The organism is Streptomyces sp. NPDC059695, assembly GCF_042733785.1.
Taxonomy (GTDB): Bacteria; Actinomycetota; Actinomycetes; order Streptomycetales; family Streptomycetaceae; genus Streptomyces.
The window spans coordinates 119,050-141,179 of the sequence record NZ_JBHWFF010000006.1; the positions used below are offsets into that span (position 1 = coordinate 119,050).

The window sequence follows — 22,130 nt, forward strand, 5'->3', positions numbered from 1 at the left end:
CACACCCCAGACTCGCCCCGACCGCCGCGGCGGGGCGCCGCGCGGGCGCGGCGCCGGGCGGCCCGCGCCCCCCCCCCGGCGGGGCCCCCGCGCCCCCCCCCCCCCCCCGTCGCGGGGGTGCTGCGACTGTCCGCTACGTACACGTCAGGGCGTCCAGATGCCGGTGATCGGGGCCGCGTTGGCGGCCTGGCCGGCGTGCGTGGTGCCGTACATGTCCTCGATGGTGCGCAGCAGGTTGTAGTGGTTGTACGTGGTCGCGGACGTCGAGCCCGCCACCACCTGCTGGCCGTACAGGACGGTCGCGATCTTGTTGCCGGCGAGCCGGTTGTCCTCGTCGAAGGTCACGACGAGCAGGCTGTTGTGGGTCTTCGCCCAGGTCGCGTACGCGCCCAGGTTGTTCTTCAGCCAGGTGTCACCGGTGCCGACGGAGCAGTCGTGCATGTCGTTGCACAGGTTCGGGACCACGAAGGACACCTGCGGAAGCGTGCTGTAGTCCGTCGGGAACTGCGCGAAGGTGTACGCGGACGAGGTCGGGACGTTCGAGAAGCCGAACCACGGGTTGTGCTTGCGCGCGTACTTGCCGCTGCTGCACGTGGTCGAGCCCTGGCTGGGCAGCGTCTCGTTGTAGCTCTTCCACGTCCTGCCCGCGGCGATCAGCTCGGAGGCCAGGTTCGGTGCGGACGAGAAGCCCGGCGTGTAGCAGCTGTCGTCCGTGATGCCCTGGGTGGACCCCGAGAACAGCGCGAAGTAGTTGGGCTGGCTGGGGTGGGTCTCGGCGTACGACTGGGTGAGGTTGGCGCCGCCGGTCTTCAGCGAGTTGATGTACGGGGCGCTGGAGCTCCCGATGACCTGGCTGTAGGCGTGGTTCTCGAAGACGACGACGACCACGTGGTCGGGGGTGGGGACGGTCGCCGCGGCCTGGGCCGGGGTGCCGCCGATTCCGGCCCACAGGCCGATCGACGCGGCGGCGAGGCCGAGGGTGGACAGCAGGGCGGTGCGGCGTTTTCTGGGCGCGCCGGACACGACTACCTCCGGTTGAGGGTGATGGCTACGGGAGCGGTGCAACCGGCAGGCTAGAAGTGCGCATGACAACTTTGAAGGTGTTCCGCGTGAAGACCCGGGAAACGTCTCGTGCCCGGTCGTCGCGGGGTTCCCCGGCGCTCCGGGGCGGGGGGCGGTCGTCGCGTCGCGCACCTTGTGGGTGTCTCGCGAGCGACGACAGGGGCGTCCGGTCGACGCCGCGCCGGTCTCCGCGGGTTCGGGAGGCCGCTACTTCTGCGACTCGTCCTTGGCCTGCTGGGCGATCTGCTCCAGCACGGTCTTCGGGTCGGCGGAGGGCGCGACGGCCCTGCCGATGTTCCGCTTGATGGTGTTGCTGACCTGGAGCCAGGACGGCTCGTCGACCGGGTAGAGCTCGGCGCCGCGCAGCGCCGTGAGGAACTGCTCGGCGCTGGGGTCCGTCGCCGCGTACTGGGACGCCTCCGTGGCCGACACCGTCGACGGCAGGAGGTGGTAGCGACCGGCGAACTCGTTGAGGTTCTTGTCCTCGTAGACGAAGTTCAGGAAGGAGCTCACCAGCTCGCGGTTGCCGTCGTGCTTGAACGCCATCATCCAGTCGGCGACGCCCGCGGCCGGCGGGGTCCGGGTGCCGTCGAGCGTGTCCGACACCGGCATGCGCAGCGTGCCGACCTTCATGCCCTTCGCCTTCGCCTCGTGGAGGAGCGAGGGGTAGCCGTTGACCATGCCGACGTCGCCGCGGAGGAAGGCGGTGAAGGCGTCCTGCCGGTTGAGCTCGGCCGGCGGGACCGGACCGGTCAGGGCCGGCACGACCAGGTTCTCCTTGATCCAGTCGAACGTCTCCGTGTTCTGCTCGGAGGCGATGTTGTAGCCGCCGCTGTCGTCGGTGTACCCGCCGCCGTTGCTCAGTTCCCAGATCAGGGCCTCGGCGTGCGCCTCCTCGGGGCCGAGCGGAAGGGCGTACGGGTAGAGCACGCCGTCCTTCTTCAGCGCCTTCGCCGCGGCCTTCAGCTCCGACCAGGTCTTCGGCGGCTTCGCCCCGGCCTCGTCGAAGAGCTTCTCGTTGTAGAAGAGCAGCCGGCTGCTGGCCACGAACGGCAGCCCGTACAGATTGCCGTCGACCGAGCCGGCCGCCGCGAGCGGCCGCAGGAAGTTCGCCTCCGACCTGACCGACATCACCTCGCTGGCCGAGTAGAGGCGGCCCTGCGCGGCGAAGTCGGAGTACGCGCCCATCAGCGCCACGTCGGGGGCGTCGTCCTGCTCGACCATGCGGGTGACCTCGCGGTCGATGTCGGCCCAGGGGTAGAGCGTCACCTCGATCTTCTTGCCGGGGTGGGCGGCGGTGAAGGCGGCGGTCAGCTTGTCCCAGTACGCCTTGGAGCCGGTCGCCGCGTTGGTGCCGTACTCGGGGGCCACCAGGCGCAGCGTCGTCGCGTCGCTCTCGGACGAGCCGCAGGCGGTGACGAGGGAGCCCAGCAGCCCGCATGCGGCCACGGAGGTGGTCATGCGAAAGAGTCTTGGTCGCATGGATATTTCCTCTTGCTTTTTTGGACAGTGCGTCCGAAATCATCTCCCGGTCCCGGGCGTATGGCGCCCCTTGTCGAACGGTTGTGGGGATAACTCCAAGGCGGAGGATTCCGCATTGTGTCTTCCGATATGCCGAAGCTCATTTCACCGCGCGTAGAACTCTCCACGGCGTCCAGAACGACTCCGGTACGGCGCATTGACGGCCCGTCCGAAGCCGCGACCGTTCACGCCTCCCGGCGGATCACGCGGTGGCGGAGGTACACGACCCGCCCGAACGCGCGCGTCTCCACGAGTTCGAGGTCCACGCGCCGCTCGTCCCGCGGGAAGAAGGGAATGCCGCCGCCGACGAGCACCGGATAGACCATGACCCGGTACTCGTCGATCAGCCCCAGCGCGGCGGCCTGGGCAGCGAGCGTCGCGCCGCCGATCGCGATCTCACCCTCGCCCGGCTCGGCCCGCAGCCGCTCGATCTCCTCGGCCACACCGCCCGAGGCCAGACGCGCGTTGCCCTGCACCGTCGACAGCGTGGTCGAGAAGACCACCTTGGGGAGCGGGTTCCAGAGCGCGACCCACTCCCGCTCGGCCTCGTCGAGGGCGGGATCCCCGGCGGCGGTCTCCCAGTACAGCATCGTCTCGTAGAGCCGCCGTCCCAGCAGATGGACGTCGACGTCGCGGATCTCGTCGATCCAGTGGCGGAAGACCTCGTCCTCGGGGGGAGTCCAGTCGAAACCGCCGTCCGGATCGACGATGTAACCGTCGAGCGAGACGTTCATCGAATAGGTCACGCTGCGCATCAGAAACCCTCCTCGGGAACGCGTCCGACCTTACGACCGCAGGTCACCGCTCTCCGTGAGACGCACCCGGTGGGGAGGATCTCGTCATATTTCCCCGTGCCGTCCACAGGTGACCTTTCGCCACAGGGGCGTCATTCGGCCAACATCATGACGAATTCACCGCCCCGGACAACCAGGTGCACCGTCCCCTCGCTCTCACCCCACGGGCCCAGCGCCGCCACGTGGCGCGCGGGCAGGACGGCGGTCCCGCCCCGCCGGGCCGCGACCCGCTTTCTTCTCACAGCATCCGGAGGACGAGGGAACGATGACGACCACCCGCACCACCCGGCTACGGCGTCCACTGCTCGCCGGGACCACGGCCGTCGCCGCCATGGCCGTGACCGTCGGCTTCATGGCCGCCACGCCGGAGCAGGCCAAGGCCGCCACCGGACCCAGGCTGAGCCTCATCGCGGCGACCGGCTCGGTCACGCTCACCTCCTGGAAGGAGGACCCGGGCGTCTACCTCGACCTGGGCACCTACCTCACCGCGGAGGGAACGCCCCTGGAGCTCAAGGTCACCCGGAAGTCCTACAAGGATCCGGTGACCGTCACCCAGACAGTCTTCGAGGGCGGGAAGGCCAAGGCGAAGACGTTGCCCAAGGGCACGGTGAAGGACTTCTCCGGGCTGCCCGGCTTCGCCGAGATCACCCTCACCGACCGCACGGGCAAGGTGGTCGTCAGCCGGGCCGAGAACTTCTGCCCGAACAACGCCAGCGGCCGGGTCCGGCCCGACGCCCCCGCCACCTCGAAGTATCCGGAGAGCTGTCCCACGAACCCCTTCACCCTCGGCTCCGTGTGGGGCGTCGAGAAGGGGTGGGCCGCCAACACCTACGCCGGCTCCTACACCCAGCCGGTGAAGCTCGCCGCGGGCACCTACACGGCCAAGGTCCGGGTCGCCAAGAAGTACCGGGACCTCTTCGGGATCGCCGACCGGCCCGCGACCGTGAAGGTCACCGTCCAGGAACGCAGCTGGGAGGAGGGAGCCACCCCCGCCCGCTCGGCCGCCGCGGGGGAGCACGCCGGGCACGGCGCCGGCCACCAGGCCCCGGCGGCCCACAACGGGCACGGGCCGGGCCACGCCCCGACGCCCGCCCAGGCCGGCGCACCCGAGACCAGCGGCGCGGGCCCCTCGTACAACGTCGGCCACGGCCCGCTGAAGGCCGCTCCTCCCGCCCTGCCCTGGGCCACGAAGAAGCAGCAGGCCGCCCGCGCCGACGTGCGGGCCGGCGACACCACCGGGCAGACCGACGGCTCGCGCCGTGCGCCCGCCCTCGCGCCGCAGGCCAAGCGGCCCGCCGGGAACCCCAGCGTGCCCAACGTCCCCAAGCCCGACCTGCGTTCGCTGCCGGCCTACGGCATCACCATCAGCGACGGTGGCCAGGACATCCCCGGCAAGGACTACCTGGCCTTCAGCGCCAACGTGTGGAACGCCGGCCCGGCCCAGCTCGTCGTGGACGGCTTCCGCTCGCCCGGCAAGGCCAAGATGGACGCCTACCAGTACTTCTACGACGCCCGGGGCAAGCAGGTCGGCTACACCCCGACCGGCACCATGGAGTGGGACCCGCGCCCCGGCCACGTGCACTGGCACTTCACCGACTTCGCCAGCTACCGGCTGCTGAAGGCCGACAAGAAGGAAGCGGTGCGCAGCGGCAAGGAGGCCTTCTGCCTGGCCAACACCGACGCCGTCGACTACACCGTGAAGAACGCCAACTGGCACCCGTACAACACCGACCTCTCCACCGCCTGCGGCCAGGAGAACTCCATCTCCGTCCGCGAGGTCCTGGACGTCGGCTCCGGCGACACCTACACCCAGGACCTGCCGGGACAGTCGTTCGACATCACGGACGTCCCCAACGGCACGTACTACATCCAGGTCCTGGCCAACCCGGCCAAGCGGCTGAAGGAGACCAACCTCGACAACAACAGCGCGCTGCGGAAGGTCGTGCTCGGCGGCACGCCCGGCCGGCGGACCGTCACCGTCCCCGCGCACGACCTGGTGAACGCGAACTGATCACACGGTCGGCCTCGGGACCGGACCGGCCCTCCGGCCGGTCCGGTCCTCGGCACTTGACGGCGACGGCCGTCCCATGGGCAGAATCACCGACATGACGATGTGAAGAGCACGAGACGACCGGCAGCGATGGCTCAAGGTCGGGACCTGGGAGACGGTCGCCGACGGAGACCGGCGCGTGTGCGCCGCCTGCCGGACCCCCGTCCGCTCGTACCAGTACCGCTACCACCCGCCCGAGTCCTCCTCGTTCGAGCGAAGCATCGGATTCTCGTGGTGCTCCGGCTGCAGGATCTTCCGCGGCTCCATGGTCTTCGTCGCCCGGAAGCGCGTCCTCGTCGACGCACTGGCCTCTCTCCCCGACGACCAGCGGAGACGGCTCGAAGCGAGCGAGCCCGCACTGATCGAGTTCCTGGACCGAAGGGCCCGCCGCGAGGCCGCTCCACGGCGCCGCCCGGGCCCGAAACCCGGATGATCTTCCCGCGCCCCGTCTGGCAGACTCGCAACGGTGTACGAGGAGTTCGACGACGCGGGGGCCGACGGCCTCTACGAGACGCATGTGACGGTCCGGTGCCGGACCGAGGACGAGCAGGCCCGGCTCGGCGCCTGGGCGGCGGACCGGGGACTGAAGGTCACCACCATCGTCCTCGCGCGGGGCCGGACGCCGGTCCAGCCGATGCTGACGCTGCCCGACCGGACCGGCCACCCGTCGGTCGTGGCCGGGCTGCGACAGGCCGGTTTCGAGCCGGTGCGGGTCAAGGTCGAGACGGTGCCGTGGAGCACGGAGCCCGTGGGCCCCGGCGGGGGCTACTACGAGCACCACCTCAAGCTCGCGCTGCCCGCCGGCTACGACCGGGCCGCCCTGGAGGCCCTCGTCGTCCCGCACGGGGCGCACGTCTCCTGGAACGCCCGCCGAGTCCTGGCGGGCCCCGGGGGACGGCACGAGCGCTTCGTCACCCAGCGGCACCAGGGGCCCGCCGACACGGCGCGCCGCGCCTGCGACGCGCTCGTCACCGCGCTGCTCGCCGCGGGGTACGAGCCGGTCGCGGAGGAGCGGGAGTTCGTCCTCTCCGACAGCGACCTTTCGTGGGACGAGGGCTGGCTGGACCCGGCCCGCCCGGACGAGGGCCGGCCGGACGGCGGCGGGCCGGAGGAGACCTCATGAACGAGAAGCCGTGGACACCGTCGATCCCGGACGGGCCGGACAGCACCTCGGAGCCCCGCGCGGAACACGCGCGCCGCAAGGACGAACTCCCGCGCACCCTGACCGCCGGAATCGGCGAAGCGGCCGTCCGGCACCGGGTCTTCGACCCGGCCCTCAAGCACTTCGACGAGGCCTACCGGCCCGGTGACGGCGTGGTCGAGGACCCGGAACTGCTGGCCCGCTGGCGCACGGCGCGGCGGACGGCCCTGGAGCTCGTCCTCGCGGCCGTCGCCGGCTCGCCGTGGGCCGACTCCCTCGTGCTGCGGGGCAGCATGCTGATGTCCGCCTGGTTCGGCGACGCCGCCCGCGCCCCCAAGGACATCGACTTCGTCGTCGTCCCCGACACCTGGCGCATCGAGGAGCCGCGCACCCGCGCCATGCTCGACGGGATCGCCGAAGCGGCGCAGCGCGTCGCCGAGGACAGCGGCACGGCCCTGTCGATCTCGGCGGCCGGAGCCGTGTCCGAGTACATCTGGACGTACGAGCGGGTCCCCGGGCACCGGCTGGTCCTGCCCTGGCGGGCCCCCGGGCTGCCCGGAGGCCAGGTCCAGCTCGACTTCGTCTTCCACGAGCGCCTGCCGACCCCGCCCCGCCCGACCGAGGTCGCCGGTGTCCGCCTCCGGGCCGCGGACCGTGAACTGTCCCTGGCCTGGAAGCTCCTGTGGCTCAGCTGCGACATGTACCCGCAGGCCAAGGACCTGTACGACGCGGTCCTCCTCGCCGAGAGCAGCGCGCTGCCGCGCGACCTCCTGGAGACGGTGCTGCGCGCGGCGGACGAGTGGCCGGGACTCCCGGACGAGCCCCTGAACCTGGGGATGTTCGAGACCGCCGTACGCGACGTCGACTGGAACGGCTTCGACGAGGCACACCCGGACACCCCGGCCACGCGGCACGCACTCGGCACCCGGCTGCTGGCCGCCCTCGCCCCGGTCCTCGACGCGCCCCGTCCGGAGGCCTGACCCCCGGACGGGACGCGGTCCCGTCTCAGCCGAGGTGGGAGAAGTAGCCCCAGCCGCCCGAACCGACGGTGACGGACCTGCCGTCCGCCTCCGTGAAGGCGGAGCCACCCGGGTGGAACACGAGGTCGGCGGCCGGCGTGGTGTACCAGAGGTCCGCGAGGCCGTCCCGGTTGCCGTCGCCCACGGAGGCACCCAGGACGCGGGAGGCGACCGGGAGGTTCCCGACGACCGTGGGGGCACCGAGGCCCGTCGTGATGTCGGCGAGGGCGTACTGCCTGATGTCCCCGGCGGCGTCACGCGCCCAGATCTCCGCCTTCCCGTCCCCGGTGACGTCCCCGGGCACGAGGAGCTCCTGGTCCTTCCACTCGTCGGTGCCGATCCGGACGGCGCCGTGGGACAGCCAGCCACCGTCCGCCGCCACACGGCCGCGGTGCAGCCACAGCCCCGTGCTGCTCCGCGCCACCACGTCGGGGGCGCCGTCCCCGTCGACGTCCCCGGCGGCGACCGGCGTGGCGTGCGCCCAGCCGGTCTCGGACACCTTCATGACCACCCCGTCCCCGAGGCCGCCGTCGCCCGTGTTCCTGTGGAGCACCAGCTGGTCGCCCTTGCGGGCCACGACGTCCTCGTCGCCGTCACCGTCCCAGTCCCCGCGGTGGCTGACGACCGCCCCGTTCCACTCGGGGCCGCTGCCGATCACACGCGGGGAGCCGAACCTGCCCCTGCCCGCCCCCGGATACAGCCGCAGGGTGTCGTCCTTGCGAACGGCGAGCAGGTCGGGGCAGAGATCGCCGGTGAGGTCACCGGGCACGTGCACCGCCGTCCGCTCCAGCGGCTGGGCCTCGGCCCACAGCAGCTTGTGGTCCTCGACGGGGGTGAGGTCGATGTCGGCCGTCGTGGCCCGCAGACCGGTGAAGTCCCTGCTCCCGAAGAACGCGTGATCGTACTTCAGCCGGTATCCGACGGGTGCCGCGTCGGCCCAGGCGGTGGGTGTGTTCCGCGCCGCGTCCGCCTCGGTGAAGGGCCCCGTCGCGCACAGGCCGGTCCGTACGGGCTTGAGCGCGGAGTGGGCCGGTATCGCGTTGAAGTCACCGGTGATCAGGGCGGGTGCGCCCGCCGCCCAGCGCTCCATGCTGTCGAGCATCACGGGTGTGCCGTTGTCGGGGAGGGCGGTGTCCAGGTGCGTCCCGCACGCCAGGGTGGTGCGTCCGCCGAGCGGGCCCCTCGCGCACACCACCCAGCGCTGGCGCCGCACGTCGCTCTCGCCCGGGTTCACCAGCGCCTGGTAGGTGGTGAAGTCCGCAGCGGCGCCCTTCACGAACAAGGCCTGGCCGAACTTCGCCGAGCTGCCGCCCCAGCGGGCACAGCCGGTGGGCACCTGCTGCCCCTCGCGCACGGACGTGTAGCCGACCAGGAGCTTCTTGAGCGCCTCGTACTGGCCCATGCACACCTCCTGCAGGGCGATCACGTCGGCGGCTCCGACGGCGTTCATCCGCTCCAGGAACTGCGCGGCCCACTCGTCGGCGGTGGCCGTGGTGTTCTGGCACGTGGACGCGCCGCACGCGTTGTACGAGACGGTACGCACCGCCTGCGGTGCGGCTGCGGCGGCGGACACGGGCGGTGAGCCCCCGACCAGCGAACCGGCCAGAACGGCCAGCCCGACGATCCACCGGCCGGCGGCCGCGCGGAAGCGTGTTCTGTTGTTCAAGGGATGCCTCACTTCGCGAAGGAAGATCATCAAACCGAGGCATCGTAGTGCCTGGGAGAGCGAGGACGCGGTCCTGGTCCACCCGGGGGTTCGCCGCCGTGCCAGTCCAACACCGCGCCGAGGCAACCCAGTTCGCCGTACGATGCGGGGTCGACCAGCTCGGCGGACACCAGGTCGCTCCGCGGGGGACTGGGCGTGGCTGGAGGTACGCGGCAGTCCGCAGGAGCTGCGGCGCCTGCCCGTGGCCCGGCTGACCCGGCCGCCCACCGCACCGGCCCGAGGGGCGTCCGGCCGGGCGGTAGGGTTCCATGTCCCCACCACTGCGGTGTCGGTCTACCGAGGGAAGGAGGGGGTGTGTCCCAAGAGGAACGTGACGCGAGGCTGGGCCTGACGGGTCTGTCCGGCCCGGAGAGGGAAGCACGCCTACGCATGCTGAAGGAGCGCGTCGACCGGGAGGCCGCCGCGGCGAGGGCCGCGCTGCAGGCAGCACGAAGGCTCAGGAGCGCGACGGCCGGAGACGCCGCTCCCGCGCACGGTGGGAACGCGGACGAGTGATGCGCCGCGATCGACTGCTCACCACGCTCCGGGGCGTCGTCTCCGGATGATGCTCAGCTTCCCTCCCACTCCGCACGCAGCCGACCGAGCTGCGCCTCGCTGAGCGAAGGCTCGAAACTCTCGGGGAACATGAGCATGTGGGGCTGCGGCCACATGCTTTCGGGCCCGTGCTCCTCACAGTGCAGAGCCACGAGATGCGGCCCCTCACCGCATGCGTCCCGCTGGTGGAAGCGGCCATGCGTCTGGCAGAAGTACGAGAACACCGTGCAGTCGTCCTCATCCGTCGGCTCGTAGAGGCCAGGGTCCCGGATGATCAGCGTCACCGGCTCCTGACGGTCGAACCGGGGGATGGGCCGAGGGTCGCACCACAACAGACGAGAGGGAAGCACACGATGATTCTGCGTCACGGCCGAAGTGGAGCGAGTAAGCGGGTCGACTGAGCATGCCGCAAAACCGGCGTGCCCACAGCCTCCGCGGCCGGTTGAGGGCACCCATCCATGACCCGAGGGCGATCAGCAGCGGGGCCAGTCGGACCCCGGAGGCGGGGCGGGAGGGACCCGGTTGCCGTGACGCCTCTCCAGAGGCCGGCGCGCGTCGATGACCGCAACGGCTTCTTTGCACGCCGCGCAAGCCCCGGGCCGCTCGGGGACCCGCAGGTGTGCCGAGGCGGTGAGGCCCTCATGGGCCTGTCCGCACAGCGTTGCACCGAATCCGTCGGCGGAGTACGCGTATGCGACGCCGTACACGCGGGCGGCGCCCTCCGGAAGGCGCGGGGATGCCGCCCGCTCCCACGGTCTGTGGCCGTACTGCCGCCGCGAGCCCTCGCGCGGGTCGTTTCCGAACTCGGTCCACGCGTAGCACCAGGCACAGAACCAGTGTTCCTTCACCGCCACGTCCCTCAACGATGGTTCAGCCACCTGCCTCGGTCGCATCGCATGGCCACGGACATCACAAGTCACACCACGTGGTTGGCTGCTCGCCGGAAGGCCGTGTCCGGAGGGTCAGGGGCGGACCTGGTGGCGGTGGGCCGGGGGCGAGCCGTCGGCGGGGAGGGAGCCCTGCGCCACCAGGACCTCGCCCGTGTCGGCGAACTCCCAGTGGGTGGCGTGCCTCCCGCCCTTGAGGGGCCATTCGACGCGGACGACGGGTCGGTCCAACAGGCTCTCGAACCAGCGGGCGCACCGTTCCGCGAGTTCCTCGACCGTGCCGGAGGCCCGGAAGAAGCCGCTCTCGGGCGACTCGTGAAGGTGGAAGAACTGGTCGGAGACCTTCCCGGCCCGCACGTGCGTGCCGGAGAAGCGCACGGCCCACTCGCCGAGCACCAGTCGGCGCGCCTCGTCGAGAAGGCTGATGTGGACGAGCAACGACGACTCGTCCTCGGGCCGTCCGACCTGACTGGGAGCCCACGGCACCTGCCAATAGGCCGCCCGGGCCCGCAGGGCGGCCACAAAGGCGAGTTCGGCCTCGCTGAAGTCCCACGGCTCCTCGCCGTACTCCTCCGGGTCCTCGACCTCGAACCAGTTGTTGACGTCCACGGGGGGACTCTAGAACCACAGAGTGCCGCGAAGAGCGCGGGGGAGCCAAGGGTGGTACCTCGACGAGCGCGCCGATCCGCTGCTCACCGGCGTACTGCTGCCCTGCCGCTGCTGTGCGACACCGCGTCAGCGGTCCGCCGTCGCGACGTCCCCGTACGCCTGCACGCTCTCCAAGGCAGTCTCGAAGGGGGCCTGGTCCGGCGCCACTGTGGCACGGCCCCTTCGGACTGATGGTGAGCGCTCGCCTGCTCGTGCCCCACAGGGTGCTCGTCGACCGGCATGCCGACATGTACGGCGAGGACCGCGACGATCTCGCCACGCTCGCCCGCGCCGGCGTGTCCGTCGTGCGCTGCCCGCTGATCTCCCGGCGGTACGGGGACGTGCTGCGCTCCTACGGCGCGTACCGCAGGGCCGGCGTCGACCTCTGCCTCGGCACCGACTCCTCCCGCCCGACCTGATCCGCGGCATGGACCTGGGCGTGCACCTCGCCAAGCGCGTCGACCGGCGGCTCGACGCGGTCCCCGTCGAGCACTACGTCGAGGCCGCCACGCTCGGCGGGGCCCGGGCCCCGGGCCCCGCCGATCTGGGCCGGCTCCGGGCCGGGCCCAGGCGGGCCTGGTCGCCTGCGAGCTGACGTACCCGGCGTCGACCTGCTCACGCATCCCACGCAGGGTCGGTGTCTCCGGGGCTCGTCCAGGTGCCGCCAGGCGTACGGCTCAGACGGTGACGGTGGTCAGGGCGAAGACCAGCCAGGCCAGGGGGATGCCGCCGGTGACGAGACCGGTCACGCACTGGGCCCGGTTCATCCCGCGGCCGAGACCGAGGAGGGCGAAGGTGATCGCGAGCGATGCGGTCAGCAGCGGGATCCCGCCGCCGGCGACGCCGGCGAACAGTGTGGCGACGAGGCCCAACACGCCGAAGAGCAGGGACGCGGGTCCGTAGAGCGTCGCCGGACTGTTGTGCGGTTCGGAGGTCATGTCTCGTTCTCCTGGCTGAGAGGACGCCCCTTTTTGAACGTGTTCACACTATCAGGTGTATCGCAACGGCCGCCGTGACATGTGCCGTTGATGTGTACGGACCCTCGGCTCTGTCGCCTGAGGACCGGGCCGGGAGAAGGGCTCCGCTCCCCGCCGATCGGGCCGCGTCACCCGGACGGCCCCACGCCCCGTGTCTGTCCTCCACGCCGGCCGCGCCCGCTCCTACATTCACGGGGGAACGCCGCCGCGCGAGAAGCAACGAAGGGCACGGGCCCATGACACATCGGCCGAACATCCTGTTGATCGTCACCGACGAGGAGCGGGCGGTGATTCCCCGCCCCGACGGGTTCTCCCTACCCGCCCGGGAACGGCTGGCCGCGAGGGGGACGACCTTCGAACGGTTCTACTCCGCCTCCGCGATGTGCAGCTCCGCCCGGTCCGTGCTCTACACCGGCCGGCACCTGCCCGTCACCGAGATCTACGACAACGACAACATGCCGTACATCCGCCCGCTCGACCCCGGCCTGGGGACCTTGGGGACGAGGCTGCGCTCGGCCGGCTACTACTCCACCTACCAGGGGAAGTGGCACCTCTCGAACGCCTACGTCACCCCCGACCGCCCCGGATCCACCAGGGACGCCCTGGAGCCCTACGGATTCAGCGAGTTCAACGACTGGGGCGACATCGACGGAGGCGCGTGGGCGGGGTTGAAGGTCGACCCCGTGATCGCCGGCCAGGCGGCGCGGTGGCTGCGGGACAGGGCCCCGGTCGTGGCCGCCGACCAGCCGTGGTTCATGGCCGTGAACTTCGTCAACCCGCACGACATCATGAGCTTCGACTACGGCGGCTCCCCCCAGGTCGAGCTGCCGTTCGGCCTCGCGCACGCGGTGGTCGCCAAGGCGGCGGCGGACATCCCCGTGTACCGGCGGCGGTGGGACTTCGACCTGCCCGACAGCCTGCACGACGACCTGTCGGGCGCGGCCCCCGCGGTGGCCGAGTTCTCGCGCATGCTCGACACCGTCTTCGGGCCCGTCGCCGACGACGCGCACTGGTACGACGGCCTGAACTTCTATCTCAACGCGCTGCGCGACGTCGACCGCAGCGTGGAGCTGGTCCTCGACGCCCTGGAGGCGTCGGGCCAGGCGGACCGTACCGTCGTCGTCTTCACCGCCGACCACGGGGAGCTGGCCGGCTCCCACGGCCTGCGCCAGAAGGGCAACCTGGTCTACGACGAGAACTTCCACGTTCCCTTCATCCTCAGCCACCCCGACGTCCCCGGCGGCGCCCGCACCGAGGCCCTCGGCTCGGCGGTGGACCTCGCGCCGACCCTGCTCGCGTGCGCGGGTGTGGCACCCGAGGAGACCGCCACCCGGTTCCCCGCACTCAAGGGACACTCTCTCGTCCCGGTCCTCCACGGATCCCCCGTACGCGCGGGAGTCCTCTCCGCGGTCGAGTCGATCGTGACCCTGGACGCGTCGTTCTGGTTCGAGTTCGCCGACCCCGACGCCCAGGCGCGCATCCAGTCCGGTGCCCTGCGGCCCGACTGGGCCAAGCGGGGCTTCCTGCGCGGGTACACGGACGAGCGGTACACGTTCGGGCGCTACTTCTCCCCGCTGAACCCGAACCGGCCGAGAGATCTCGAATCCCTGTTCGCCGACAACGACGTCGTCCTGTACGACCGACTGACGGACCCGGGCGAGGTCCGCAACCTCGCGGCGGACCCGGCCCATCGTGACCTCGTCCTGCGGTGCTCCGGCCTCCTGGAGTCGCTGATCGACGCCGAGATCGGCGAGGAATCCCGCGCCGTGGGTCACCGAGCGCCCCCGGCTCCTCGGCTGGCCCACGTGGCACGGGGACACCGACCGGCCTGCCTCGGCGGGAGCCGCCGCGACGGGACGCTGAGGGCCGGGGAGGCGCCGCCGGCCGCGACCCGGCCGGCGGCGCCGACACGACCCGGCCGGCCCACGACTGCGGCGCCGATCACGATTCGCGATCTGCCGCGTCGAGCAAGGGACCACAATCTTGCCGCGCCGCCCACGCCTCAGCGGCCGACCGTGCCGCGCAGGAAAGCCGGGTGCCGGGACGTCAGCTCCCCTTCCACCCAGGCCATTCGCTCGTCCAGGGAACGCCGTCGGTCCTCCCGCGCCCGTGCGCGCAGCCGGCCGAGGAGTTCGTGTGCGTGGGACAGCACCATGGGCTGGTCCGAGGCCGCGCGGCACAGGTCGTCGAATCCGACCCGCAGGAAGTCGTCCCAGGACGGAAGACGCATCACCACCCTGACGGCCCCCGCCTCGTCGGCGATCGACCGGTCGCCCAGGTCCGCGGAGGCGATCGGCCGCAGCAGGCCCTCCGTGGCGTCCAGGGCCTGCACGGCCGTCGCGGGATCGTTGATCGCGGGGGAGAGGGCCCTCAGCCCGATGTCGGACAGGAGCCGGAACGCGAGGGTCGGATCCTGGTGGAACACCCGCTCGACCTCGCCGACCACCGCCGCGAGCACCTCCGCGTCCGGCACCCGGCCCCCGCGTACGTCGGCCACCACGTCCCCCGGCTGGAGAGCGACTCCCACCGGAACCTTCAGGACCACTACGGCGTCGGCCCGCGTCGCCGTCCTCACCAGCCGCAGCACGTCCACCTGGGCCAGGAGGACCGAGTCCCCGGCCCACACCACCGTCGACGTGACGTCCGGCAGGCGGCGGGCCTCGCCGCCCGTGGAGTCCTCCGGGTAGAGGGCCCGCAGGACCTTCTGCCCCCGTTGCCGCACGTCGGCGAGGACGTGGGCGAGCTGGATGGAGCGCAGGGCGGTCAGCTGGAGCCTGCGGACCAGTACGAGGGCGGCCCCGGTCAGTACCAGGGCGGTCGTGGGCACGGAGACGGACACCGTCCGGTGCGAACCGATGGCCAGTGTCGCCGTCACCGAGTACACCAGGAGACCCACCACGAGGGCGAAGACCCGCCAGACCACCGGGTCGGTCCGGAAGAGGAGCAGCCGGTGACTGAAGTTCCCGGCCGCCCACTGCACGACAAGGAAGAGCAGCGAGAAGATCAGCGTCGTGACGCTCAGGACCCCCACGCCGACGACCTTCAGCACGTCGACGGCCCGCACGGCGGCCACCTGGTATCCGCCGTCGATGCCGGGCAGGAGCAGCCCGAGCGCCAGCCCCGCGACCGCCGCGAACACCTGGGCGACGCCCGCGCGGAGCGCACGCCGTGGCCGCACCACCCGCTCCGCCGAGCGGTCCGGACCGAACAGCATCAGAGGCGGGGCGTCCAAGGGGGTTCTCCGATCAGGTGCGCGGTCGCGGCGAGGAAACGCTCGGACCCGAGCCGGGCCGACTCAAGGCGACATGCCGCGATTCGGCCGGACGGGTCATCCTCGACGGGGGCCGCGGGCGTGCGCAGTCAGTGACCGGGCGCCTGGATGCCGCCTGAGTGGTCGATGACGTCGCCGGGGGAGCAGTTGTTCTTGTGGTCTCCGGGCCAGTCGCTGAGGGCGGGCACCACGGCGAGTTCCTGGACGCACACGTCGGCGGCGCCGATGAAACGCGAGCCGGCCCGTACGGGTCACGCTCCGATCGAGCGAATGCGAGGGCCCGTCGGGCGGGGGCGGGCCGCCGGGCGCGGGGGATGCGTCAGGCCAGGCCGTCCCACCCCCAGCGCGGCGTGGGGCCGGGGTCTCCGAGGTCCGTGCCAGGGGCCGAGGCCGAGACGTCCTCGGCGATACGTGTGCCCCAGTCGAAGTACTCCATGACCCGGCGGCGCAGCAGGGCGTCGTCCGGCAGCTCCTTCTCGACGGCCGCCGTCATGAGCTCCATCCAGCGCAGGCGCTGCTCCTCCGTGATCCCGAGCCCGAGATGGGCGCGGAGCAGGGCCTGGTGCCCGCCGTGCCGCTCCGTGAACTCGGCAGGCCCGGAGAAGACCTCGGCCAGCCAGACGGCCACGTGCTCCACATGGGTGGCGGTGAAGTCGGCGAAGACGGGGGCGAGGAGGGGATCGGAGAGGACCCCCTCGTAGAACGTCTCGGAGAGCCGGCGCAGCGCGTCGGCGCCTCCCACGGCCTCGTACAGGGTGTTCGTGTGCTCGGCGCTCATGGAAGGCCTCCGTGATCCGGGATGTGTGCCCCCAGCTTTCACACAACAGGGCCCGGATCCAAGGATGTTCGCTCTCGGCGGGGCGACACCGGTCACTCGGCCGGCGCGGGCGGGCGCGGCGCGGGCCGCCCCTCTTCCGGCGCGCGGGGGGCCTCGGCGGTGGGCGGGTCGTGTGCCTGCCGGTGCAGCGCGACGGCGATCAGGAGGCCGAAGGCGGCGACGGCGGTGAGGGTGCGGGCATCGTTGAAGAGCTCCCACCGTCGCAGGACCTCCGCGTGGTCGGCCGGTGGAGCGGTGACCGCCCACTGCTTGATGCGTCCGTTGATCGGGACGTTGCCGAAGCGGGTGATCAGGAAGGACGAGACGGTCAGGGCCCCGGCCGTGCCCGCGAGAACGCGGGTCCGCCGGCGTGTCACGGCGGCCAGGGCCAGGGCGCTGAGAGCCGAGACCACCATCGCTCCCTGGACGGTGATCCCGTTCCACTTCATCAGCTCGGCGTGGAAGTCGAGCCTCATCTCGATCGGCACGGAACGGAAGGTGGGGACGAGGTTGGCGGCGCCGTAGCCGAAGGCGCCGGAGAGCAGCCCGGTCGACAGCAGGGACAGGCCCAGGAGGAGCCGTACGCGCATCTGGGTCATGCTCCGTCCGCCCGGCGGGTGAAGCGGACGCTCGGCTCGCCCCGGAGCCGGCCGGCCGGGAGCTTGCGGCCGTACGCCAGCGACAGGAGGTCCTGGGCGGTGCCGGACACGGGGGAGCCGGAGCCGTACGACCAGTCGAGGTCCTCGGCGCGCAGCCGTAGCCCGTCGAGGTCGACGCCGAAGAACCTGAGGCCGCTGGGCCGGATCTGGTCGAGCAGGATCCGCAACCGGTCCTCGGGGACGCGCCGGTCGAGGCCGAGCGCGACGGTGATGTCCAGGCCGTGCACCACGTCGTGGCCGAGTGCCGCCGCCGGCCCGCCGACCGGAGGCGTCCACGGATGGTGGGCGTTGTCCCGCAGGAAGGCCGCGAGGGCCGACGTGGAATGGGCGGCCGCGTCCCTGCGTGCGACCCTGTCCGTCATGCGGTGAAGGTTCCCGCGTGCCTTGACCAGCTCGCCGAGCGTCGCGGGGAGGGAGTGCCGGAATCCCGTCGACATGTGCGCCACCACGTCACGAACCCGCCATCCCCCGCACAGGCTCTGCTCGTTCCACTGCTCGTCGCTCAGGGTGTCGAACAGATCGGCCAGTTCTCGGCGCTCCGCCGCGATCGCGTCCCTGACCACGGTGAGCTTCCCCTTGCGGGTCGTCGCGTTCTCCATGCGAGCAAGCCTGCGGCCTGCCGATCGATAGTTCCAGTAGATAGTTCTGCTGCGCTCTAGAATCAGTGGTTATGGAGCTTCGTCAGCTGCGCTACTTCGTGTCCGTCGTCGACGAGGGCGGTTTCACGCGCGCCGCGACCCGGCTGCATCTGGCCCAGCCGGGCCTCAGTGCCCAGATCCGGCAGCTGGAGAAGGAAGTCGGGCAGCCGCTGCTCGACCGGTCCGGCCGGTCGGTGACACCGACCGAGGTGGGCCGGGCGGTCCTGCCGTTCGCCCGCGCGGCACTGGCCGCGGCGGACGCCGTGCGGGAGACGGTGGACGCGTACACCGGGCTGCTGCGCGGCCGGGTCACCCTCGGACTGGTCTCCGGAGCCACCGGGCACGCCTTCGACATCGCCGCCTTCCTCGCGGACTTCCACGCGGACCACCCGTCGGTGGAGGTGGCACTCACCGAGGACTCCACGGAGCGCATGCAGGCCGCGCTCCTGGCCGGCGAACTCGACATCGCGTTCCTCGGGACGGCGGAGGACGCGCCACCGCCGGGAGCGGAGTTCCAGCTGCTGATCGACGTCCCGCTGGTGGCCGCCGTCGCGCCGGACGATCCGCTTCTCGCCCACGTCGGCGGCACGAGCGTCCCGCTCGCCGATCTGCGCGAGCGGCCGCTGATCTCCCTCCCGCGCGGTACGGGGGTGCGCGCGGCGCTCGAACGGGGTGGTGCGCGGGCGGGGTTCCGGCCCCGGGTCACCTTCGAGGCGGCAGCCCCACACGTGCTCGCGCAGCTCGCCGCGAGGGGACTCGGCATCGCCGTGCTCCCCGCGGGTGAGGCAGACGTCCCGCTCGGCGGCCGGCTCCGTACTCTCCGGATCGTCGAGCCCGAGATGCGTGCCCGCGTCGTGCTCGCGTGGCAGGCCGCCGGCCCGTCGAGCCCGGCGGCCCGGGTCCTCCTGGACCGCCTGCGCGAGAGCCTCCCGGAGCCGCCGTCGACACCGGCCGAAGCGACGGCTTCACCGTGACGAAGCGGTGCGGCCGCCCGAGGCGTCGGGAATGACTCCCCGAAGGAATCCCCGCCCGGCCGACTCCGGTCGGTGAAAGGATTCTGCTGACTTCCCTTCTCCGGTAAATACCACTTGTACTTTCACTGCCGAGCGCTTCCGGGGAATTCTCGTTGTCGAAGCAGCGGTTTTCCAACGGCCCTCTGAAGTGCATCGTTTCTGCACTCCTGTGGCCTCCGGACGGACTTTCCGGCATTGGAGTGAGAATGCGTGACCCGTCGCCCGACGTGGCGTTTGACCGCGCGACGGGTCATTTCTGGCACGTCATTCAGAGCTCTTGAGGAGTGGTTATGCGTTCTCTGGCCGCGTCTGTTCTGGCTGTGGGCATTCTGTTCGGTGGCGCCGGCGCCGCGCTCGCCCACGACGGCGTCGGAATCGGAAGCTTCTCCGAGGGTGGCGCCGGCTTCAGCTCGCACTGCGCGCTGACGGGCGTTCCGTCGGTGTACGGAACGATCTTCACGGGTTCGTGTTCGGAGAAGGGCTGGGAAGAGGGCGCGGAGTTCGCCTACCTCGGCGCCCACTGACCTGCTGTCCCACCCGGCAACGGGTGCGGTTCCTCGGAACCTCGCATCCCGTGCTCGCGCACGGGATGCGTCAACGGCCCGCTCTCTCATCGAGAGCGGGCCGTTCGTCGCCGGAGTCAGCCGGCCGGGCTGGTCAGGACGCAGTTCGGGTAGTCGTTGTCCGGATCGCCGATGGCGGCCCAGAGCTTCAGGACCTCGCCCTGCTTCAACGCGCCGTAGGCGTCCGGCACCCGTCCGCGCACTTCGGGGTGATCGGCGTCGAAGGTCACATCGACGAAGCTCTGCTTCTTGTTGGACCCGTGCTCCCAGGTGCCGGTCCCGGACCAGGCCAGACTGTCGTACCAGGCGACGGCGACGCAGACCTCGTGGGCGACGAACGTCCCGTCCTGCTTCAGCGTGAGGGTGCCGCCGTCGGCGTCGGTCCACGTGGTCGTCAGGTCGGCCGGCTTCAGCCGGACCGGCTCGCCTTCCGGCGGCGGCATGACGGTGAGCCTTCCGCAGGCCGTCAGGGCGAGGGCCACGACGGGCAGGATCAGCGCGGTTCGTCGGCGACGCGGCATGTTCCACTCCCAGCGGGTTCCGCGGGCCGCGCACGCGACCGGGGGACTCGGGAACCCACGCCGTACCCTGGCACGGGGTTTGAACATGTTCAAGTCGTACTTCCCGGCGCCGGGTCCACCCGCCGCTCCGGGCGTGGCCCCTTCAGCCGAGCCAGAGCGGGAACCGGGCAGCCGTCGCGGACAGCAGAGCCTGCTCCTCCGCGCTCGGCGCGCGGCGGCCCGTTCCCACGAGCAGGGCATCCGTGTCGGACAGTTCGGCCGGGAACGGCGCCCCGGCGATCCGCTCCAGGAGCTCACGCGCGGCGGCCAGGCTCTCCGCGGGCGGTCGTGGTGCCCCTCCGAGGCGCGCCACCAGGTCCAGGTGGTGCAGGGTCCACTCCAGGACGTACGCGCAGAGGTAGTCGCCGACGGCGAGCACCTCTCCGCGCGTTCCGACCGCGAGGCCGGGGGTGGCGAGCACGGCGGCCCTTCCGGCCGCGGCGCCGACGTCGTCGAGGTGGAACTTCAGCAGTCCCGGGTCCTCGTACGCGGCGGCGAGCCGTACGGTGAGCGCGTCGAGCGGGTCGTCACCGGTCGGCGGCGCGCCGGCGACCTCCCAGTAGCTCGCGGCGTCGCGCGTCGGCGGCGTGCCGACGGGGGTCGCGAGGGTGATCAGGACGTCCTGGGCGTCGATGACGAGGTGGCAGACCAGGTCGCGTACGAGCCAGCCGGCGCAGCCCGACGGCCGGGCGAAGTCCTCGTCGGACAGACCGGCGACGGCCTCGCGCAGTGCGGTCCACGAGCGGGTGAAGTCGTCCACGCCCGCAAGCTACCAACTCGGGCGGGCCCGCCGGGTCTCCGTGCCATGCGTGACCGGTGCCGGGACCGGCACCGGCACCAGCACCGGCACCAGCACCGGCACCAGCACCGGCACCAGCACCAGCACCGGCACCTGAGCCCGTACCGGCACCGGCGACCGCGCCGCCCCCCGTCACCTCGCGAAGGTGTACCTCTGGACGGACTTGAGGTCGGTGTCCCAGAACGTGACCCCGGGCGTGGGGCCGATGTTCAGGATGGGGCTTCCGTCGGGCAGCGGGACGTCGATCGGCGAGCCGATCTCGTCGGCCGAGTCGCGGCCCTGGAAGCCCAGGGTCAGCGTCTGCACCGCCCGGGTCTCCTCGCCGGCCACGAACAGCCGCATGCCCGCGTACGCCTTCTCGCCCGGCGCGAGCGTGGCGACGGCGTGCCAGTTGGACTCGAGGGGGCCGACCTCGTCGTAGGAGCCTTCGTCGAAACGTATGAGCGCGTACTTGTAGAGGGTGCAGGTCCTGTCGCCGATGTTGGTGGCCGTCAGGGTGAGGTGCCGGAGCGAGTCGTGCGGCTCGGCCTTCGCGGTGACGGCGATGTTCTCGTCGGTGCAGGCCCTGGTGGTCTTTCCGCTGTTCTCGGAGCCCTTGCCGGCGGAGCCGCTCGCGGCGGGCGATGCGGCGGTCGGGGGCCGGGCGCTCGTGGTGGCGGGAGCGCTCGTCCCCCCGTCGGCGGGCGGGGTGGTGCTCGATGCGCTCGGAGGGTCCGAGACGCTGGTCGCGCTGGTGGCGGACGGCGCGGGCGTGCCCGTCCCCTTCGCTTCGTCGTTCGCCTGACAGCCTGTCGAGGCGACGAGCGCGGCGAGGGCGACGCCTCCCAGGACGTAGGTCTTCCAGGCGCTGAGGGCGGTGTGCATGGTGCTCCCCGTGAAGTTCTTGTGGTGCGAGTGACCCGAACGGCTCTGTGCTGCGCCGGCGGAGGGGACGGAGGAGAGGTCCCCTCGGCACCGGCCCCGGCCGTCCTGAGACCGCCGGGGCCGCCCCCCGTGCGTCACCGTCAGGCGACGGCGCCGACCCAGCCGCTGCACGTGGCCGGGTAGTAGATCCCTTCGCTGTAGTCGCCGAGGCAGACGCGGAAGGAGAAGGAGAAGCCCTCGGCGAGGTCGCCGTACGAGCGGTCGGTGCACTTGCCGGCTCCGCTGGTGTGCCACTTCAGGGTGCTCGTGAAGCTCGCCTGCACCACCACGGACTTGTTGTCCGCGGCGTTGTCGCAGATGGTGAGCTTGTCCCCGTTGGAGTACCACGTCGCGCTGCCCGCCCCGCCGGGAACACCCGCGGCTCCGGCGGAGGGAGCCGCCAGGACGAGGGCCGAGGCGGCCGCGGCCGCCACGACGAGGGCGTTGCGGACCGTCTTGCTCCCGGACCGGGTCCGGTTCGACTGACGCAGGCTGAACATGGGTCTCCTTCGGTTCTGGTGCCGGAGCCGGCAACACGGCCGGTGGAT

General features: G+C 71.7%; 26 protein-coding genes and 1 pseudogene. 11 read left to right on the plus strand and 16 right to left on the minus strand.

The genetic code is table 11. The features are described from left to right. Positions 1 to 144: 144 nt before the first annotated feature. From ACFV2S_RS09990 to ACFV2S_RS10000, 3 genes are all read right to left on the minus strand, one after another. Positions 145 to 1,023 (minus strand): alkaline phosphatase family protein, encoded by an 879-nt coding sequence (locus tag ACFV2S_RS09990; RefSeq protein WP_385555956.1) that lies wholly within the window; start codon positions 1,021 to 1,023, stop codon positions 145 to 147. 246 nt (positions 1,024 to 1,269) lie between these two features. Continuing rightward, positions 1,270 to 2,523, minus strand: a complete 1,254-nt coding sequence (locus tag ACFV2S_RS09995) for an extracellular solute-binding protein (protein WP_385555958.1) — start codon at positions 2,521 to 2,523, stop codon at positions 1,270 to 1,272. Positions 2,524 to 2,768: 245 nt separating this feature from the next. Beyond that, a complete protein-coding gene (locus ACFV2S_RS10000; protein WP_385555960.1) occupies positions 2,769 to 3,338 on the minus strand; it encodes a dihydrofolate reductase family protein in 570 nt (189 codons plus the stop codon). Positions 3,339 to 3,642: 304 nt separating this feature from the next. Between ACFV2S_RS10000 and ACFV2S_RS10005 the strand changes: the two genes are divergently transcribed. The 4 genes from ACFV2S_RS10005 to ACFV2S_RS10020 all read left to right on the plus strand — a co-directional run bounded on the left by ACFV2S_RS10005 (position 3,643) and on the right by ACFV2S_RS10020 (position 7,548). Continuing rightward, positions 3,643 to 5,388, plus strand: a complete 1,746-nt coding sequence (locus ACFV2S_RS10005) for a lysyl oxidase family protein (RefSeq protein WP_385555962.1) — start codon at positions 3,643 to 3,645, stop codon at positions 5,386 to 5,388. A gap of 178 nt (positions 5,389 to 5,566) precedes the next feature. Continuing rightward, a complete protein-coding gene (locus ACFV2S_RS10010) occupies positions 5,567 to 5,860 on the plus strand; it encodes a hypothetical protein (RefSeq protein WP_385555964.1) in 294 nt (97 codons plus the stop codon). Between the two features lie 33 nt (positions 5,861 to 5,893). Then, on the plus strand, positions 5,894 to 6,550 hold the full coding sequence (locus tag ACFV2S_RS10015) for a hypothetical protein (RefSeq protein WP_385555966.1): 657 nt from the start codon (positions 5,894 to 5,896) through the stop codon (positions 6,548 to 6,550). After that, entirely contained in the window at positions 6,547 to 7,548 is a 1,002-nt protein-coding gene (locus tag ACFV2S_RS10020; protein WP_385555968.1) for a nucleotidyl transferase AbiEii/AbiGii toxin family protein, read from the plus strand. The genes ACFV2S_RS10015 and ACFV2S_RS10020 overlap by 4 nt, the downstream gene beginning before the upstream one ends. Positions 7,549 to 7,573: 25 nt before the next feature. Here the strand turns inward: ACFV2S_RS10020 and ACFV2S_RS10025 are convergent, their stop codons facing one another. Beyond that, positions 7,574 to 9,253 (minus strand): FG-GAP-like repeat-containing protein, encoded by a 1,680-nt coding sequence (locus tag ACFV2S_RS10025; RefSeq protein ID WP_385555970.1) that lies wholly within the window; start codon positions 9,251 to 9,253, stop codon positions 7,574 to 7,576. 354 nt (positions 9,254 to 9,607) lie between these two features. On the opposite strand from ACFV2S_RS10025, the gene ACFV2S_RS10030 reads away from it, so the two are divergent. Beyond that, positions 9,608 to 9,808, plus strand: coding sequence for a hypothetical protein (locus tag ACFV2S_RS10030; RefSeq protein ID WP_385555972.1), 201 nt, complete (start codon positions 9,608 to 9,610; stop codon positions 9,806 to 9,808). Positions 9,809 to 9,861: 53 nt separating this feature from the next. On the opposite strand, the gene ACFV2S_RS10035 is transcribed toward ACFV2S_RS10030, so the two are convergent. Next, on the minus strand, positions 9,862 to 10,131 hold the full coding sequence (locus ACFV2S_RS10035; RefSeq protein ID WP_385555974.1) for a hypothetical protein: 270 nt from the start codon (positions 10,129 to 10,131) through the stop codon (positions 9,862 to 9,864). A 678-nt stretch (positions 10,132 to 10,809) separates the two neighbouring features. Next, a complete protein-coding gene (locus ACFV2S_RS10040; protein WP_385555976.1) occupies positions 10,810 to 11,343 on the minus strand; it encodes a hypothetical protein in 534 nt (177 codons plus the stop codon). Positions 11,344 to 11,573: 230 nt separating this feature from the next. On the opposite strand from ACFV2S_RS10040, the gene ACFV2S_RS10045 reads away from it, so the two are divergent. Then, a complete protein-coding gene (locus ACFV2S_RS10045; RefSeq protein WP_385555978.1) occupies positions 11,574 to 11,801 on the plus strand; it encodes a hypothetical protein in 228 nt (75 codons plus the stop codon). A gap of 8 nt (positions 11,802 to 11,809) precedes the next feature. Beyond that, complete coding sequence (locus ACFV2S_RS10050) at positions 11,810 to 11,977, plus strand: hypothetical protein (RefSeq protein ID WP_385555980.1); 168 nt, start codon at positions 11,810 to 11,812, stop codon at positions 11,975 to 11,977. A gap of 82 nt (positions 11,978 to 12,059) precedes the next feature. Here ACFV2S_RS10050 and ACFV2S_RS10055 read toward each other — a convergent pair whose 3' ends face one another. Beyond that, entirely contained in the window at positions 12,060 to 12,320 is a 261-nt protein-coding gene (locus tag ACFV2S_RS10055) for a hypothetical protein (protein ID WP_385555982.1), read from the minus strand. Positions 12,321 to 12,595: 275 nt separating this feature from the next. Between ACFV2S_RS10055 and ACFV2S_RS10060 the strand changes: the two are divergent. After that, positions 12,596 to 13,657 (plus strand): annotated as a pseudogene (locus ACFV2S_RS10060) (sulfatase-like hydrolase/transferase); the annotation flags it as partial. 704 nt (positions 13,658 to 14,361) lie between these two features. On the opposite strand, the gene ACFV2S_RS10065 reads toward ACFV2S_RS10060, so the two are convergent. The 5 genes from ACFV2S_RS10065 to ACFV2S_RS10085 all read right to left on the minus strand — a co-directional run bounded on the left by ACFV2S_RS10065 (position 14,362) and on the right by ACFV2S_RS10085 (position 17,705). After that, positions 14,362 to 15,573, minus strand: a complete 1,212-nt coding sequence (locus ACFV2S_RS10065; protein ID WP_385556253.1) for a DUF2254 family protein — start codon at positions 15,571 to 15,573, stop codon at positions 14,362 to 14,364. A gap of 146 nt (positions 15,574 to 15,719) precedes the next feature. After that, positions 15,720 to 15,842, minus strand: a complete 123-nt coding sequence (locus ACFV2S_RS10070; RefSeq protein ID WP_385555984.1) for a hypothetical protein — start codon at positions 15,840 to 15,842, stop codon at positions 15,720 to 15,722. 107 nt (positions 15,843 to 15,949) lie between these two features. Further along, positions 15,950 to 16,408 carry a group II truncated hemoglobin gene (locus ACFV2S_RS10075; protein WP_385555986.1) on the minus strand — a complete coding sequence of 153 codons (459 nt, stop codon included), beginning with the start codon at positions 16,406 to 16,408 and terminating at the stop codon, positions 15,950 to 15,952. Positions 16,409 to 16,500: 92 nt separating this feature from the next. Then, positions 16,501 to 17,046, minus strand: a complete 546-nt coding sequence (locus tag ACFV2S_RS10080; RefSeq protein WP_385555988.1) for a DUF1772 domain-containing protein — start codon at positions 17,044 to 17,046, stop codon at positions 16,501 to 16,503. After that, positions 17,043 to 17,705 (minus strand): maleylpyruvate isomerase family mycothiol-dependent enzyme, encoded by a 663-nt coding sequence (locus ACFV2S_RS10085; RefSeq protein ID WP_385555990.1) that lies wholly within the window; start codon positions 17,703 to 17,705, stop codon positions 17,043 to 17,045. The genes ACFV2S_RS10080 and ACFV2S_RS10085 overlap by 4 nt, the downstream gene beginning before the upstream one ends. Before the next feature lie 71 nt (positions 17,706 to 17,776). On the opposite strand from ACFV2S_RS10085, the gene ACFV2S_RS10090 reads away from it, so the two are divergent. Then, the gene (locus tag ACFV2S_RS10090; protein WP_385555992.1) at positions 17,777 to 18,718 is read left to right on the plus strand and encodes a LysR family transcriptional regulator; all 942 of its coding nucleotides are present in this window, start codon (positions 17,777 to 17,779) and stop codon (positions 18,716 to 18,718) included. Positions 18,719 to 19,047: 329 nt separating this feature from the next. Further along, the gene (locus ACFV2S_RS10095) at positions 19,048 to 19,281 is read left to right on the plus strand and encodes a hypothetical protein (protein WP_383789719.1); all 234 of its coding nucleotides are present in this window, start codon (positions 19,048 to 19,050) and stop codon (positions 19,279 to 19,281) included. Between the two features lie 116 nt (positions 19,282 to 19,397). Here the strand turns inward: ACFV2S_RS10095 and ACFV2S_RS10100 are convergent, their stop codons facing one another. Next, on the minus strand, positions 19,398 to 19,841 hold the full coding sequence (locus ACFV2S_RS10100; protein WP_385555994.1) for a hypothetical protein: 444 nt from the start codon (positions 19,839 to 19,841) through the stop codon (positions 19,398 to 19,400). 142 nt (positions 19,842 to 19,983) lie between these two features. Continuing rightward, the gene (locus ACFV2S_RS10105; protein ID WP_385555996.1) at positions 19,984 to 20,640 is read right to left on the minus strand and encodes a maleylpyruvate isomerase N-terminal domain-containing protein; all 657 of its coding nucleotides are present in this window, start codon (positions 20,638 to 20,640) and stop codon (positions 19,984 to 19,986) included. Here ACFV2S_RS10105 and ACFV2S_RS10110 point away from each other — a divergent pair. After that, a complete protein-coding gene (locus ACFV2S_RS10110) occupies positions 20,627 to 20,776 on the plus strand; it encodes a hypothetical protein (protein WP_385555997.1) in 150 nt (49 codons plus the stop codon). The genes ACFV2S_RS10105 and ACFV2S_RS10110 overlap by 14 nt on opposite strands. Positions 20,777 to 20,811: 35 nt before the next feature. Here ACFV2S_RS10110 and ACFV2S_RS10115 read toward each other — a convergent pair whose 3' ends face one another. Both ACFV2S_RS10115 and ACFV2S_RS10120 read right to left on the minus strand, forming a co-directional pair. Next, on the minus strand, positions 20,812 to 21,543 hold the full coding sequence (locus ACFV2S_RS10115) for a DUF4232 domain-containing protein (RefSeq protein ID WP_385555999.1): 732 nt from the start codon (positions 21,541 to 21,543) through the stop codon (positions 20,812 to 20,814). Positions 21,544 to 21,683: 140 nt separating this feature from the next. Further along, positions 21,684 to 22,082: a hypothetical protein gene (locus ACFV2S_RS10120; protein ID WP_385556001.1), complete on the minus strand. Its 399-nt coding sequence runs from the start codon at positions 22,080 to 22,082 to the stop codon at positions 21,684 to 21,686. Positions 22,083 to 22,130: the final 48 nt, after the last annotated feature.

Coding starts and splice junctions, on each gene's coding strand:
- ACFV2S_RS09995 (WP_385555958.1), bottom strand. CDS start 2,523: ATGACCACCTCCGTGGCCGCATGCGGGCTGCTGGGCTCCCTCGTCACC.
- ACFV2S_RS10000 (WP_385555960.1), bottom strand. CDS start 3,338: ATGCGCAGCGTGACCTATTCGATGAACGTCTCGCTCGACGGTTACATC.
- ACFV2S_RS10005 (WP_385555962.1), top strand. CDS start 3,643: ATGACGACCACCCGCACCACCCGGCTACGGCGTCCACTGCTCGCCGGG.
- ACFV2S_RS10020 (WP_385555968.1), top strand. CDS start 6,547: ATGAACGAGAAGCCGTGGACACCGTCGATCCCGGACGGGCCGGACAGC.
- ACFV2S_RS10045 (WP_385555978.1), top strand. CDS start 11,574: ATGGTGAGCGCTCGCCTGCTCGTGCCCCACAGGGTGCTCGTCGACCGG.
- ACFV2S_RS10050 (WP_385555980.1), top strand. CDS start 11,810: ATGGACCTGGGCGTGCACCTCGCCAAGCGCGTCGACCGGCGGCTCGAC.
- ACFV2S_RS10055 (WP_385555982.1), bottom strand. CDS start 12,320: ATGACCTCCGAACCGCACAACAGTCCGGCGACGCTCTACGGACCCGCG.
- ACFV2S_RS10065 (WP_385556253.1), bottom strand. CDS start 15,573: ATGCTGTTCGGTCCGGACCGCTCGGCGGAGCGGGTGGTGCGGCCACGG.
- ACFV2S_RS10075 (WP_385555986.1), bottom strand. CDS start 16,408: ATGAGCGCCGAGCACACGAACACCCTGTACGAGGCCGTGGGAGGCGCC.
- ACFV2S_RS10080 (WP_385555988.1), bottom strand. CDS start 17,046: ATGACCCAGATGCGCGTACGGCTCCTCCTGGGCCTGTCCCTGCTGTCG.
- ACFV2S_RS10085 (WP_385555990.1), bottom strand. CDS start 17,705: ATGGAGAACGCGACGACCCGCAAGGGGAAGCTCACCGTGGTCAGGGAC.
- ACFV2S_RS10090 (WP_385555992.1), top strand. CDS start 17,777: ATGGAGCTTCGTCAGCTGCGCTACTTCGTGTCCGTCGTCGACGAGGGC.
- ACFV2S_RS10095 (WP_383789719.1), top strand. CDS start 19,048: ATGCGTTCTCTGGCCGCGTCTGTTCTGGCTGTGGGCATTCTGTTCGGT.
- ACFV2S_RS10100 (WP_385555994.1), bottom strand. CDS start 19,841: ATGCCGCGTCGCCGACGAACCGCGCTGATCCTGCCCGTCGTGGCCCTC.
- ACFV2S_RS10115 (WP_385555999.1), bottom strand. CDS start 21,543: ATGCACACCGCCCTCAGCGCCTGGAAGACCTACGTCCTGGGAGGCGTC.
- ACFV2S_RS10120 (WP_385556001.1), bottom strand. CDS start 22,082: ATGTTCAGCCTGCGTCAGTCGAACCGGACCCGGTCCGGGAGCAAGACG.